Annotated in this window: 13 protein-coding genes and 2 pseudogenes; 7 read left to right on the forward strand and 8 right to left on the reverse strand. The window is 74.4% G+C overall.

The features are described from left to right. From AB0H87_RS26675 to AB0H87_RS26685, 3 genes and pseudogenes are all read left to right on the forward strand, one after another. Positions 1-96, forward strand: a pseudogene (locus AB0H87_RS26675) (GNAT family N-acetyltransferase); the annotation flags it as partial. Positions 97-104: 8 nt separating this feature from the next. Beyond that, on the forward strand, positions 105-1,769 hold the full coding sequence (locus AB0H87_RS26680; protein WP_360151103.1) for a glycoside hydrolase family 3 C-terminal domain-containing protein: 1,665 nt from the start codon (positions 105-107) through the stop codon (positions 1,767-1,769). Further along, entirely contained in the window at positions 1,769-4,108 is a 2,340-nt protein-coding gene (locus AB0H87_RS26685) for a glycoside hydrolase family 3 C-terminal domain-containing protein (RefSeq protein WP_360151106.1), read from the forward strand. Before AB0H87_RS26680 ends, AB0H87_RS26685 begins: the two co-directional genes overlap by 1 nt. Here the strand turns inward: AB0H87_RS26685 and AB0H87_RS26690 are convergent. The 3 genes from AB0H87_RS26690 to AB0H87_RS26700 are packed head-to-tail and all read right to left on the reverse strand — an operon-like array spanning position 4,105 to position 5,886. Continuing rightward, positions 4,105-4,911 (reverse strand): endonuclease/exonuclease/phosphatase family protein, encoded by an 807-nt coding sequence (locus tag AB0H87_RS26690; protein ID WP_360151109.1) that lies wholly within the window; start codon positions 4,909-4,911, stop codon positions 4,105-4,107. The two genes, AB0H87_RS26685 and AB0H87_RS26690, sit on opposite strands and share 4 nt — an antisense overlap. Then, positions 4,904-5,392, reverse strand: a complete 489-nt coding sequence (locus tag AB0H87_RS26695) for a DUF2231 domain-containing protein (protein WP_360151112.1) — start codon at positions 5,390-5,392, stop codon at positions 4,904-4,906. Before AB0H87_RS26695 ends, AB0H87_RS26690 begins: the two co-directional genes overlap by 8 nt. A 50-nt stretch (positions 5,393-5,442) precedes the next feature. Continuing rightward, positions 5,443-5,886: an SRPBCC family protein gene (locus AB0H87_RS26700; RefSeq protein ID WP_360151115.1), complete on the reverse strand. Its 444-nt coding sequence runs from the start codon at positions 5,884-5,886 to the stop codon at positions 5,443-5,445. A gap of 75 nt (positions 5,887-5,961) precedes the next feature. Between AB0H87_RS26700 and AB0H87_RS26705 the strand changes: the two genes are divergently transcribed. Next, positions 5,962-7,548, forward strand: a complete 1,587-nt coding sequence (locus AB0H87_RS26705; RefSeq protein WP_360151118.1) for an NAD(P)/FAD-dependent oxidoreductase — start codon at positions 5,962-5,964, stop codon at positions 7,546-7,548. Here the strand turns inward: AB0H87_RS26705 and AB0H87_RS26710 are convergent. The 5 genes from AB0H87_RS26710 to AB0H87_RS26730 all read right to left on the reverse strand — a co-directional run bounded on the left by AB0H87_RS26710 (position 7,545) and on the right by AB0H87_RS26730 (position 11,959). After that, entirely contained in the window at positions 7,545-8,555 is a 1,011-nt protein-coding gene (locus AB0H87_RS26710; RefSeq protein ID WP_360151121.1) for an NAD-dependent epimerase/dehydratase family protein, read from the reverse strand. The two genes, AB0H87_RS26705 and AB0H87_RS26710, sit on opposite strands and share 4 nt — an antisense overlap. Positions 8,556-8,705: 150 nt before the next feature. Then, the gene (locus tag AB0H87_RS26715) at positions 8,706-9,551 is read right to left on the reverse strand and encodes a TIGR04222 domain-containing membrane protein (protein WP_360151124.1); all 846 of its coding nucleotides are present in this window, start codon (positions 9,549-9,551) and stop codon (positions 8,706-8,708) included. 61 nt (positions 9,552-9,612) lie between these two features. Beyond that, positions 9,613-10,089 carry an SRPBCC family protein gene (locus tag AB0H87_RS26720; protein WP_360151127.1) on the reverse strand — a complete coding sequence of 159 codons (477 nt, stop codon included), beginning with the start codon at positions 10,087-10,089 and terminating at the stop codon, positions 9,613-9,615. A gap of 56 nt (positions 10,090-10,145) precedes the next feature. Next, positions 10,146-10,787 carry a response regulator transcription factor gene (locus AB0H87_RS26725; protein ID WP_360151130.1) on the reverse strand — a complete coding sequence of 214 codons (642 nt, stop codon included), beginning with the start codon at positions 10,785-10,787 and terminating at the stop codon, positions 10,146-10,148. Continuing rightward, entirely contained in the window at positions 10,775-11,959 is a 1,185-nt protein-coding gene (locus AB0H87_RS26730) for a sensor domain-containing protein (RefSeq protein WP_360151133.1), read from the reverse strand. The genes AB0H87_RS26725 and AB0H87_RS26730 overlap by 13 nt, the downstream gene beginning before the upstream one ends. Positions 11,960-12,135: 176 nt before the next feature. On the opposite strand from AB0H87_RS26730, the gene AB0H87_RS26735 reads away from it, so the two are divergent. The 3 genes and pseudogenes from AB0H87_RS26735 to AB0H87_RS26745 form a co-directional block, all read left to right on the forward strand. Beyond that, positions 12,136-12,894: an ABC transporter ATP-binding protein gene (locus AB0H87_RS26735; RefSeq protein WP_360151136.1), complete on the forward strand. Its 759-nt coding sequence runs from the start codon at positions 12,136-12,138 to the stop codon at positions 12,892-12,894. Beyond that, positions 12,881-13,573: an ABC transporter ATP-binding protein gene (locus AB0H87_RS26740; RefSeq protein WP_360151139.1), complete on the forward strand. Its 693-nt coding sequence runs from the start codon at positions 12,881-12,883 to the stop codon at positions 13,571-13,573. The genes AB0H87_RS26735 and AB0H87_RS26740 overlap by 14 nt, the downstream gene beginning before the upstream one ends. Positions 13,574-13,594: 21 nt before the next feature. Further along, a pseudogene (locus AB0H87_RS26745) lies at positions 13,595-13,741 on the forward strand (branched-chain amino acid ABC transporter substrate-binding protein); the annotation flags it as partial.

Below are 13,741 nucleotides of genomic sequence, written 5' to 3' on the forward strand. Positions count from 1 at the left end.
GTCGACGAGTTCGACGACGCCTGCGACCACCTGATCGTCCGCGACGACAAGTCGGGCGCGATCGTCGGCACCTACCGGATGCTGTTGCCCGGCCGTCCGGCCTGATGGCCGCCGCGTACAGCCGGGGTGTCGGTGCCAACCCGGCCGAGCCCGTCGAGTCGGTGCTCAAGCACTTCGTCGCCAACGAGCAGGAGGTCGACCGCAACAACAGCTCGTCCAACGTGGACGACCGGACGCTGCGCGAGATCTACACGCTGCCGTACGAGATCGCGATCGACCGCGGCGACGTCGGCGGGGTGATGTGCGCGTACAACCAGGTCAACCACGCCTGGTCGTGCGGCAGCAGGCAGTTGCTCGACCAGATCCTCAAGCGCGAGATCGGCTTCGACGGCTGGGCGGTCAGCGACTTCGGCGCCCGGCACGGCCTGACCGACGACCCGCCCTCCCTGCGCGCCGGCCTCGACCAGGAGCTCAACGCCTGGCGCTACTGGACCCCGATGGCGATCAAGGACCAGATCGCGGCCGGGCGCCTGCGGGTCGCGGACGTCGACGAGGCCGCGTACCGGATCGTCCGCGCGCACATCGCGGCCGGGCTGTTCGACGTGCCCCGGATCGCCGCACCGGACGCCGACGTGTCGACGCCGGCCAGCGTCGCTCTCGCCCGGACCCTTGCCGAGCGCGGCGCGGTGCTGCTGAAGAACGCGGGCGGCGTGCTGCCGCTGAGCGGGGCCGGGTCGGTCGCGGTGATCGGGCCGACCGCCGCCAACACCGCGACCAGCGGTGACGTCGACGCGTCCAGCGTCTGCCTGCACACGGCGCCGAACATCCCGTGCGCCGCGGCCGCGCCGCTGGAGGCGATCACTGCTCGGTCACCCGGACCCGTCTCGTACGCCGACGGGAGCGACCTGGCCGCCGCGGCGGCCACCGCTGCCGCCGCCGACGTCGCGGTCGTGTTCGGCTACTACCAGGAGGGCGAGTTCGCCGACCGGCCGAACATCTCGCTCGACGGCAACGGCGACGCGCTGATCTCGGCCGTCGCCGCCGCCAACCCGAACACCGTCGTGGTGCTGCAGACCGGCGGGCCGGTGGTCATGCCGTGGCTCGACGACGTCAAGGGCGTCCTCGAGGTCTGGTACGCCGGCGAGCAGGTCGGGCCCGCGACCGCGGCGCTGCTGTTCGGCGACGCGGCGCCGAGCGGGAAGCTGACCCACTCCTTCCCGGCGAGCGAGGCGGACCTGCCCACGGCCGGTCATCCCGACCGGTATCCGGGCGTCTTCGCCGACGGTTCGGTGGTACGCCCGCCGGGGAGCACCGAGCCGCGCCAGGTCACGTACGGCGAGGGGCTCCAGGTCGGCTACCGGTGGTACGCGGCACAGGACGTCGAGCCGTTGTTCCCGTTCGGCCACGGCCTGACGTACACCTCGTTCCGTTATTCGGATCTGCGGGTCGACGCGGGCAAGGGCGGTGTGACGATGCGGTTCCGGCTGACGAACACCGGCCACCGCGCCGGCACCGAGACGGCACAGGCCTATGTGGAGCTGCCGGCGGCGGCGCGCGAGCCGGCCAAGCGGCTGCTGGGCTGGCAACGGGTCACGCTGGCACCCGGCCGGTCCACGACCGTCGAGATCAGGGTCAGTGCGGCCGACGTCGCCGACCTGCACCTGTTGCAGCACTGGGACCAGCGGTGGAGGACGGCACCGGGGGCCTACACCGTCACGGTGGGCGGCTCGTTCGACACCGCGCTCACGGATCGGTTTACCCTCCGCTGATGGACCTCGCTGACAAGGTACGGCTGCTGACCGGCGCGGGCGTGTTCACGCTCGCGCCGGCCCCGGCGCTCGGGCTGGCCGAGGTGCGGCTCTCCGACGGACCGACCGGCGTACGCGGGCTCACCTTCTCCGGCGGCCCGGTGGTGGCGCTGTTCCCCAACGCCACCCTGCTCGCCGGCGCCTGGAGCGAGGAGGTCGCGTACGAGGTGGGCGGACTGCTCGCCGAGGAGGCGATGGCGCAGGAGATCCACGTCGTGCTCGGTCCGACGATCAACCTGCACCGGTCACCGCTGGGCGGCCGGCTCTTCGAGGCGTTCTCCGAGGACCCGCTGTTGACCGGCAAGCTCGCCGCAGCGTACGTCCGTGGCATGCAGGACCAGGGTGTCGCCGCCTGCCTCAAGCACCTGGTGGCCAACGAGTCCGAGACCGACCGCACCACCGTCGACAGCGTCGTCGACGAGGCCACGCTGCGCGAGGTCTACCTGCTGCCGTTCGAGATCGCGGTCGCGGAGGCGGACGCGTGGTCGGTGATGGCCGCCTACAACGACGTCAACGGCGTTCCCGCCACCGAGCAGCACCACGTGATCAACGAGATCCTGAAGGCGGAGTGGGGCTATCCGGGGCTGGTGGTGTCGGACTGGTTCGCGACCCGGAGCGCCGGGCCTGCCGCCAACGGCGGTCTCGACCTGGTGATGCCCGGCCCTGCCGGCCCCTGGGGCGACGCGCTGGTCGCGGCCGTCGAGTCCGGTGAGGTGGCCGCCGAGGTGGTCGACGAGCACCTGGCGCGGCTGCTCCGGCTGGCCGAGCGGGTCGGCGCGATCGGCACCCCGCGCACCTGGCCCACGGACCTGCCGGCGCCGGACAGCGCGGCCCGCCGGGAGCAGCTCACGCGGCTCGCGGCGGCCGGGATGACCGTCCTGACCAATCGGGCCGGAGCGCTCCCGCTGGCCCGGACCGACCGGGTCGCGCTGATCGGCCGGCACGCGGTCGAGACGATCTGCATGGGTGGCGGGTCGGCCCAGGTCAACCCGCCCCACCAGGTGAGCGTCGCCGACGGGCTGGCGGCGGTCCTCGACACCGGGCTCACGGTCGTCGACGGCGTGGAGGTGCGGTCGCGGCCCGTGCCGGCGCGGGCCGGATTCCTGTCCGATGTCGTGTTCACCCTGCGCGGCGCCGACGGCGAGGTGCTCGACACCCGGCCGGGTGCGGCCTCGACGGTGGTCGGGTTCGACGACGGCCTCGCCGGCCGCGTCGCCACGGTCGGGTTCGAGGCCCGGTTCGCCTCCGGTGGGGCGGTCGAGGTGGGCGCGATCGGCGTCGGCTCGTGGCGGTTGCGGTTGGGAGAGCGGACGCTGGCGTACGAACTGGCCGCGCCCGGAGGCGGCTTCGGCGCCGAGGTCCTCGCGCCACCGGCCGCGACCGACGTGCTGCCGGTGGCCGCCGGCGACGTGCTGGAAGGCTCGGTGACGCTGCCCGCCGGCGCGGGCCCGATGAGCGGGGTCGGCCGCTACGGCCTGGTGGCTCGGCCGGCGCCGCGCGACCCCGACGCGGTGATCGCGGCCGCCGTCTCGGCCGCGACCGACGCCGACGTGGCCGTGGTGGTGGTAGGCCTGACCGAGGAGGAGGAGACCGAGGCGGTCGACAAGCACACGCTGCGCCTGCCCGGCCGCCAGGACGACCTGGTCAGCGCCGTCGCCGGCGCCGCGCGCCGGACCGTGTTGGTGGTCAACGCGGCGACGCCGGTGCTGATGCCGTGGCGGGACGAGGTCGACGCGATCCTCTGGGCCGGGCTGCCCGGCCAGGAGGGCGGGCACGCGGTCGCGGCGGCGCTGGTCGGCGACATCGAGCCGGCCGGTCGGCTGGTGACCACGTTGCCCGTCGCCGACGGGGCGAGCCCGGCCTGGTCCGTGACGCCGGTCGACGGCAAGCTGCCCTACACCGAGGGCCCGTTCGTCGGCTACCGCGGACACCACGCGGGGCGGGCGCCGGAGCCGGCGTTCTGGTTCGGGCACGGCCTGGGTTACGCAAGCTGGTCGTACGCCGGAGCGTCCTGGTCGGGCGAGGCGGTCACGGTCACCGTGACCAACACGGGTGAGCGGGCCAGCCGGGAGGTCGTGCAGGTCTACTTGGCACCGTCCGAACCGGACCAACCCGTCCGCCTGGTGGGCTGGCAGGGGGTCGAGGCCGCGCCGGGCGAGACGGTGGAGGTCGTCGTGCCCTGCGACGCCCGGCTCCGGCGGCGCTGGGACACCGCCGCCGGAGCCTGGGCGGAGCTTCGCGGCGGACGAATGCTCGTCGGCCGCGGGCTGGGCGACGTCCGCGCCACGCTCGATCTCTAAGGCAGCGCAAGGTCCGCGACCACTCCGAAGTGGTCGCTGGCCCAGACGCCCGCCACGTCCTGGCTGAACGCCAGACACGTGTCGCGGACCCGCAACGTGGGGCCGTGGTCGGTGCAGCGCACGAGCACGTAGTCGATGCGCCGGCCACGGTCGAGGCCGGGCTCGTCCACCGCTGTCAGCGGGTTGCGCGGGTCGAACGTCCAGCCCTGTGCGCCGCCGCGGGCGCTCTCCCACGCGTCGCGGTAGGCGACGCTGAGCCCGTCGAAGGACTGCCGCCCGGTCCAGAACCGCATGCTCGCCGCGCCCGGCTCGGCGTTGAAGTCGCCGGCGGCGACCACGTGGCCGGGCAGCTCGCCGACCAGCTCCTCGACCGCCCGGGCGGTGGCGACCGCCTGCCTTTCGCGCTCCGCCTCCGCCCACCACTGCCAGGCCGGGCCATGGTTGGCCAGGATGATCCGGCCCAGCGGCGCCGGCGCGAGCACCTCGACGAGGAGCGTCGCGCACGGGTAGGTGCCGATCCGGTCCGTCACCCGCAGGTCGGCCTCGCGCACCCGGCCGACCGGCCACCGGCTGGCCACCGACACCGCCCGGAGCCCGTCGTGCCCGCCCGTCTGGTGCACGACGTGGAAGCCGTCGCCGACCACGTCCGCGAGCTGGTCGTAGCCGTCCTCGACGAGCACCTCCTGCGCCGCCACCAGATCGGGTGCCAGCTCGCGGATGCCGGCCGCGAGCACGTCGCGCCGGCGGTGCCAGTCGCCGTGCCGGGCCCAGAGGTTGAGCGTCAGGACCCGCAGGTCAGCCATGCGGCTGCGGCCTCGCCATGGTCGACGGCGCGTCCGGGTGGGCCGCGGGGTCGACGCCGATGCCGAGGCGGTCGACCAGCTCACCGCCGAGCCAGGCCGCCCCGCCGGCGATCAGGACCGCGATCACCTCGAGCACGAACGTGCCCGCGCCGGGTGCGTGGCTGTCACCGCCGACCCGGACGAACCAGGAGATCGCGAAGAGCACCAGCACCACGGCGTTGAGCAGGCCGTGCAGGCGGCCGACGCGCTTGGCGCGGGTGCCGGCGGGGACCTTGGTCCAGTCGGCGAAGCCGGTCAGGCCGGCGAGGACGCCGCCGATCAGGCCGACCGAGATGGTCCAGAAGCCGACCTCGCCGAACACGTCGTTGTCGCCCGCCAGGTGGACGAGGTCGAAGATCGTACCCGTGATGAACAGCGCAGCCGGGAACATCACCAGCATGGGGTGGACGGGGTGACCGAGCGCTCGTATCCGCGCGTGCATCGCGACCCTCCTTCGTCAGGAGCGGTGCGCGTACCCCGCATCGAGCGGCGTCAAACAGGACGGCGATGCACGGCGATGTCACCGAGGCGGCCGAGCGCCTCGGCGTTGCGCGGTTTGAGCAGCAGCGCCTGCACCGGGTCGGGCAGCGACCGGACAGCGCCGGAGACGACCGTCTCGGCCATCCGGACCAGGGTGGACGTGGGCGTGGCGGGTTCCAGCGTGAGCCGGATGACCGCCCGGCCGAGCGGCCACATCCGGGCGTCCAGCTCGAGCAGCCGCGCCGGCTCCATCGCCCGCACGGTCGTGCTGTCGTTGATCTGGACCGGCCAGGGGCCCACCCGGTGGTGGATGCTGGTGCCGACCGCGGGCCAGCCGTCCTCGACGTCGCGGATGTGGGCGGCGCCGACGACCCAGCTCGCGTAGCTCCACCCGTCCGCGAGCACAGCGAAGATCCGTTCCGGCGTGGCGTCGATGACCCGACTCGTCTCACTCACGGTACGTGCGTTCCCCGGACGAACGGGTCCAAACAGATCACGCATCGTCCCGCCGGAAATGGGTAGGTTCTATTGGTGCGAACGGTAGACGCGGTGGTCATCGGTGGCGGGCACAACGGTCTCGTCGCCGCCAACCTGCTCGCGGACGCGGGCTGGGAGGTCCTGGTCCTGGAGGCCACCGACACCGCCGGGGGAGCGGTGCGGACGGCCGACCTGACCGCTCCCGGCTTCCACCACGACGTCTACAGCGCGTTCTATCCGCTGGGCGCCGCCTCGCCCGTGCTGCGCGGGCTCGACCTCGAGGCGTACGGGCTCGAGTGGCGGCACGCGCCGGCCGTGCTGGCGCACGTGCTGCCCGACGACCGGTGCGCGCTGCTGTCCCGCGATCCGGAGCAGACCGCCGCCTCGCTGGCCGCGTTCGACCCGCGCGACGGTGACGCGTGGCTCGCCGAGGTGCGCCGCTGGCAGCGGATCGGCGAGCCCTTTCTCGACGCGATCCTGCGACCCTTCCCACCGGTACGCGCGGGCGTCCGGCTCGCCGGTCGGCTCGGTGTCGCCGGAGCGCTGAACTTCGCCCGGCTCGCCGTGCTCCCGGTGCACGAGTTCGGCCGCGAGACCTTCCAGGGCGCGGGCGGTCAGCTGCTGTTCGCCGGCAACGCGCTGCACACCGACCTGGGTCCCGAGCAGGCGGGCAGCGCGCTCTACGGGTGGCTGCTGGCCATGCTCGGCCAGGACATCGGCTTTCCCGTGCCGGTCGGGGGCGCGGACCAGGTGATAGCGGCACTGCTGCGCCGGCTGGAGGCGCGCGGCGGGGCCGTCGAGTACGGCCGGCGGGTGGCGCGGGTGCTGCACGCCCGCGCGACCGCCGTCGGCGTGGAGGACGCGCACGGCGAGCGCATCCGGGCCCGCCGGGCGGTGCTGGCCGACGTGCCGGCGCCGGCCCTCTACGCGAACCTGGTGGGCCACGACTCGCTGCCGCCGGCGTTCGTCGGGCACCTGCGGCGGTTCCAGTGGGACAACAGCACGATCAAGGTCGACTGGGCGCTGTCGGCGCCGCTCGCCTGGACCGCCACGGACGCGCGCGGTGCGGGCACCGTGCATCTCGGCGACATGGCGGGGCTGAGCGCGTACAGTGCGGCGCTGTCCCGTGGTGAGGTTCCCGAGGACCCGTTCGTCCTCGTAGGACAGATGACGACCGCCGACCCGAGCCGGTCACCGGCGGGCACGGAGTCGCTGTGGGCCTACACGCACGTGCCGCAGGCGGCCGCGCGCGACACCGAGCGCATGCGCGAGCAGGCGGAGCGGCTGGAGGCGACGATCGAACGCCACGCGCCCGGGTTCCGCGACTCCATCCTCGCCCGGCACGTGCAGCTCCCGGGGGACCTGCAGCACGGCAACCCGAGCCTGTTCGGCGGCGCCATCAACGGCGGCACGGCGGCGCTGCACCAGCAGCTGTTCTTCCGGCCGGTGCCGGGGCTGGGCCGCGCGGACACCCCGATCGACCGGCTCTTCCTGGCGAGCGCGTCCGCCCACCCGGGCGGCGGCGTCCACGGCGGCCCGGGCTCCAACGCGGCACACGCGGCGCTGGCCCGCAACGGCATGGCCGGGACGGCGTACAGGTCGCTCATCGGGGCCTTGCAGCGCCAGCTGTACGGGGCCTAGAGGGGGCGCAGGCGGGGGCTGTGGGTGCCCGCCGACCCGGCGGCGGCGTGCCGGGTCGCCAGGACGGTCAGCCGGGCGTCGTACTCGGGGCGCCAGCCGAGCTCGTCGCGGGCGCGGGTGCAGTCGAGCAGGGGCGTGTCCAGCACCAGGTCCAGCCAGGAGCCGTCCAGCGGCTGGAGCCGCAGCCGCCAGGCACCGGTCAGCATCGCGCGCGCCGTGGTGGCGGGCATCGGCAGATGGTGGCCGCCCAGCAGCCGGGCCAGCAGCACCGGCGACAGGTGGGGCTCGCCCGCGACGTTGAAGGCGCCGGTCGCCCGGGCGAGCAGGGCCCGACCGGCCAGATCGGCGACGTCGTCGGCGGCGACCACCTGCACCACGGCGCCGGGCGGCAGCGGCAGCAGCGGAACCCGAGCCCGGGCGACCCGGACGAGCGGCGCCGCGCGGCCGAGCATCATCCTGGCGATCTCGCTGGCCGCGGCGGGCTGCAGCACGGCCGGCGGCCGGATCCGGGCGACGCGCAGCTCTGGGTGCTCCGCCTCGACGCGGTCGAGCAGGTCCTCGACGTCGACCTTGTCGCGGCTGTAGGCGGAGGTCCGCACACCGCGGCGCGGCCAGTCCTCCGTCACCGCGGTGCGGGCGCGATGCGGCGAGTAGACCGCGGCCGACGACAGGTGGACGAGCTGCGGCACACCGGCCCGGACCACGGCGTCCACGACGCGCCGCGACCCTTCGCGGTTGGTGCGCGTGTGCGCGGCACGATGGTGACCGGGAACGATGTCCCAGGCGAGATGGACGACGGCGTCCGCGCCGCTGAACACCTCGGCGAGGTCGCCGGCGGTGCCGAGGTCGCGCTCCACCCAGCTGACCCTGGCGTACGGTGTCTCGGCGCCGGCGGGCGGCGCGTGGCGCGCGAGGGCGACGACGGACCCGATCCCGGCCCGCCCGTCGAGCCAACGCAGCAACGCCGTGCCGATGTTGCCGCTGGCCCCGGTCACCACCACCCGCATGCCTGGCAAGTGCCCGGGATGGGGTGGCCTACACGTCCCAGGCCGCCGTGTTCGCCGCTGCTGTTCCACCTGGCCGGCATCCCGAGCTACCTGGTTGGGGCGGAACTGGCTGTCAACCAGGTGCTGCGCGGGCGGCACCGCTGCCGGACCTCACCAGCGGCGCCAGCTGTCGTACTCCCAGCTGAACATGCGCTGCGGCGGAGCCGGGCGCAGCGGGCGGTGGGCGCCGACGGCGTCACCGAACACCGGATCGACGGCGGCCAGCTCGGCCGGTCCGCGGACCGCGACCGACCGCATCAGCTCCCGTGCCGACGGTTCGCGGCCGCCTTCCCGGCGGCGCTCCGCCTCCCGCACGTCCGCGGCGGCCGCCCGCAGCGCGGCCCGCCCGGCCCTGGTGACCCGCGGTGGTGCCGCCAGCATCCAGGCCGCGAGCGCGGCCACTCCGGTCACCACCACGATGCCCGCCGTAGGCCCGCGACCGGCCTCGGCGCCGTTGCCGACGAAGGAGGCCAGCCGCAGCAGGCCGAGGGCGACGACGGCCCAGAGCGGGACGGTGGCCACGCGCGCCCACCGCCGCCGGGTGTCCGACGCGAGCAGGCCGCGCCGGACGAGCTTGCGGTGCAGCCGGGCGCCCGCGTTGCGGACGTCGGGGTCGGCAAGGACGGCGACCCACGAGCAGGGCTCGCGCAGCCGTCCGTGGACGGCGGCCATCAGCGGTGGCGCGCCGTTCGGCAGCGGGCCGGTCACGTCGAGCGTCAGCATCGGCCCGCGGTTGACCGCCCCGACCCGGTGCAGCCCGACGACGCAGGCCAGCGCGGCGTGCGCGGCGCCGCCCTCGAGATAGGCGAGGTCGATGGTGCTCGGCGGTCGCCCGCCACCGGAGCGGGGCGTTGCCCCCACCAACACCCGGCCGGCGACCGACACCACGAACGCCACCCCGGCGGCACCGCCGAAGAGCGCGAGAAACCAGACCCCACCGGTGTTCCACCACGTCACCCGCGCCATTGTGCGCCAACGCCGCACGGTCGGAATGACCGCAAGCGGTCGGGTCTGAATCCTAAGCGGGCTCCGGTGCCGCTTCCGTGACGTTCTTCAGGCGGTCCAGGCCTCGCTCGAAGTCCGGGCCGATCATTTTGTCCATTGGCTTGACCAGGGACATCAGGCGGATGCCGAAGGTCTTCGGGCCGATCATCGTCCAGGTCACCTTCGAGCCGGTGCCCGTCGGTTGGACCGCGAAGACGATTTCGTTGCGCGACTTGAACGGCTTCTCGAAGGCCAGGTCGATCTTGACGTCGGACGGCTCGTGCACCGAGACGATCTCCATGCGGCCCTTGCCGGCCTTGCTGTTGCCGGACCACGCGTAGGCCGCGCCCGGGCCCGACGGCGATCCGGAATAGTCCCGCTGCATCGCCGGGTCCATGTCCTCCCACGGCGACCACTGTGTCCAGTTGTGGAAATCCGCGATCTGCTCGTAGATCCGCGCCGGTGGGGCCGCGATCTCGATCGACCGGGAGACGGTGTAGGTATCGGCCACGGTCCGTCAGCGTACGCCCCGGTGAGCGTCCATGGTGGTCACTCGCCGGGAGGACATCACGGTGCCTCCAGGTAGTTCAGCACCGCCAGGACCCGCCGGTTGTCGTCCTGGTCGGGCAGCAGGCCGAGCTTGCCGAAGATGTTGTTGATGTGCTTGTTGACGGCCTTCTCCGTGACACCGAGGCGGTTCGCGATCCCGGCGTTCGCGCGGCCCTCCGCCATCAGGCGCAGCACCTCCCGCTCGCGCGGGGTGAGCCGCGCGATGCCCTCGCCGCGCCGGGTCAGCAGGTCGGCGACCACGTCCGGGTCGAGGACCGTGCCGCCCGCCGCGACGATGCGGACCGCCTCGACGAACCGGGCCACGTCGGCCACCCGGTCCTTGAGCAGGTAGCCGAGCCCGCCCTCGCCCGCCGCGAGCAGCTCACGGGCGTAGAGCACCTCGACGTGCTGCGACAACACCAGGATCGGGAATCCGGGTGTACGCGCCCGCGCCTGCGTCGCCACCCGCAGCCCGTCGTCGGTGAACGACGGCGGCAGGCGGACGTCGACGATCGCCACGTCGGGCGCGCACGAGTCGATCGCCGCGGCCAGCTCCGGTGCGCTCTCGACCGCGGCCACGACGGTCTCGCCGTACGCGGTCAGGATCCGGGCCAGGCCGTCGCGGAGCAGTGCCTGGTCCTCGCCGATCACGACCCGCACGGCACCTCCATCGTCACCAGCGTCGGGCCGCCGGGCGGGCTGGACACCGCCAGCCGGCCGTCGAACGCCGCGAGCCGCCGGCGCACCCCGGCCAGGCCACCGGCGGCCGGGATCCGGGCGCCGCCCGTACCGTCGTCGCCGACGTCGACCACCAACCGCCCGCCGGCGGGTGCGTGCAGGGTGACCCACGCGCGGGCCGCCGCACTGTGCTTGGCCACGTTGGCCAGTGCCTCGGCGACCGCGAAGTAGAGCGCCGCCTCGATCGGCGCCGCGGCGCGCGCCGACGGGTCCGCCGTGACCGTGGTCGGCACCGGGAGCACGACCGCGAGCGCCCGGACGGCCTCGACGAGTCCGCGTTCGGCCAGCACCGGCGGGTGGATGCCGCGGACGAGCCGGCGCAGGTCGGCCAGGGCCTGGCCGCTGGTGTCGCGGGCCTCGGCCAGCAGCGCCTCCGCCCTGGCCGGGTCCGTGCGGACGAGCTGCTCGGCGAGGCCGATGGTCATGCCGACCGCGGCGATCCGGGCCTGGGCCCCGTCGTGCAGGTCCTTCTCGATCCGGCGCAGCTCGGCGGCGCCCGCGTCGACCACGTCGGCCCGGGTCTCCTCGAGCCGGTCGACCCGCGCCGCCAGCTCGCGGCGGGGTGGGCGCATTAGCGCGGCGCTGAACCGGGCGTGCAGGCGGAGGACCGCGGGCGCGCCGAGCACCAGCACGACCGCCGCCGACAGGCCGATCGCGATCGCGACCGGCCAGAAGTCGCCCTCGGCGCCGCTGCCGGCGGCCACCGGGGCGATCACCAGGCCGAAGCCGGCCCACAAGGCGAGCGCCGCCGGCACCAGGCCGGCCGCGGTGCCGACCGGCACGTTGACGAGCAGCCAGAGCAGGTCGCGCCAGGTGGCCGCGTCCCGCAGGGCGCGCAGGCCGGTCGCGCGCTCGAAGCGGTCGACCCGCACGCCGGACCAGGCCAGGCCGCGCCGTCGTTGCGCGTCGGCGAACCGGCGGACACCGGCCAGCGCGCGCGGCGCGAGCAGCAGGCCGACGCCGAGCGGGAGCAGCGCGACGGCGACGACCGTGGCAACGAACAGCGGCAGGCCGAGGCCGAGCGAGAGCGCCGCGAGGGCGAGACCCCGCGGGACCGCCTCGCGCGCGGCGCGGATCCGTTCCTCCCAGTCCATCGCCGCCATTCTCCCCGCTGAACGCGCCGTTGTCGGTAGGGAAAACCCCACCACCAGCACACATTGATCCGGGTCGGTTTATGTGGCTCATCAACATATCGACTCGTACCCATGGACTCGTAAGTTTCCGGAATGCGTCGCCGGGGTGTGGCGCGGGACACAGGCGGGAGGCGCGCATGGCGGAGACGGTGCTGGCCACCCACGCCCTGACCCGCGACTTCCGCGGGTTCCGGGCGGTCGACGGCGTGGACCTCGCGGTCGCCGCGGGGACCGTGCACGCCCTGGTCGGGCCGAACGGCGCCGGCAAGACCACGCTGTTCAACCTGCTCACCGGCTTCCTGAAGCCCAGCGGCGGCCGGATCGAGGTGGCCGGCCGCGACATCACCGGACTGCCGCCGGAGCGGATCGCGGCGCTCGGCGTCGCCCGCTCGTTCCAGATCACCAGCCTGTTCCCGATGCTCTCCGCCCGCGAGCACGTCGAGCTGGCCCTGCAGGGTCGCGGCCGGCTCGGCTGGCGGTTCTGGCGCTCGGCCAAGCTGCTCGGCCGCTACCGCGAGCGGGCCGACGAGCTGCTCGCCATGGTGGGCCTGCACGAGCTGGCCGAGGTGCCCGCGAGCGCGCTGCCCTACGGCCGCAAGCGCGCCCTCGAGCTGGCCCTCGCCCTCGCCCTGGACCCCGACGTGCTGCTGCTCGACGAGCCGACCGCCGGCATGGGCCTGGAGGACGTCGACCGCACGGTCGACCTGGTCGACCGGGTCCGCGCCGGCCGCACGGTGGTGCTGGTCGAGCACAACATGAGCGTCGTCGGCCGGCTCGCCGACCGGGTCACCGTGCTGCAGGCCGGCCGGGTGCTCGCCGAGGGCCCCTACGACGAGGTCCGCGCGGACGAGCGGGTGATCACCGCCTACCTGGGAGCGGCCGATGCTGCGGGTTGAGGGACTGCACGCGTGGTACGGCGAGGCCACGGTGCTGCGCGACGTCGCGCTCACGGTCGCGCCCGGCGAGGTGGTCACGCTGGTCGGCCGCAACGGCGCCGGCAAGTCCACGCTCCTGCGCTGCGTGATGGGGCTGCACCCGGGCCAGCGCGGCACGGTCTCCTTCGACGGCCGGGACCTCGGGTCGCTGGCCGCGCACCGCCGGGCCCGGCTCGGGCTGGGCTGGGTGCCCGACGACCGCGGCGCGTACGCCTCCCTGTCCGTCACCGAGCACCTGACCCTGCCGCCCGCGGTCGGCCCGGCGCCCTGGTCGCTCGACCGGGTCTACGAGACGTTCCCCGTGCTGCACGAACGGCGCAACTCAGCCGCCACGCAGCTCTCCGGCGGCGAGCAGCAGATGCTCGCGCTCGCCCGGGTGCTGCGGATGGGCGCCCGCCTGCTGCTCTGCGACGAGCCGACCGAGGGGCTGGCCCCGCTGCTGGTCACCCGGGTCGCCGACATCCTCCGGCAGGTCCGCGAGCAGGGCACCGCGGTCCTGCTGGTCGAGCAGAACCTGCGCTTCGCGACCGGCGTCGCCGACCGCCACCACCTCCTCGCGGAGGGCCGGGTGGTCGAGACGCTCCGCAACGACGAGGTACGCGAGCGCGAAGGCGAGCTGCTCACGTACCTCGGCATCTGACCCGACACAGTGGAGGCAGCTATGAATAAACGCGTGGTGTCCGTGGCCGCTGTCGCGCTCCTGCTGGCCGGTTGCGGCGGCGGGGGACCGCAGGGCTCGTCGGGCAGCAAGCTGTCCGGTGACCGGATCGTGCTCGGCGTGCTCAACGACCAGTCGGGCGTCTACCTC

Source organism: Asanoa sp. NPDC050611 (assembly GCF_040654855.1).
Classification (GTDB): Bacteria; Actinomycetota; Actinomycetes; order Mycobacteriales; family Micromonosporaceae; genus Asanoa.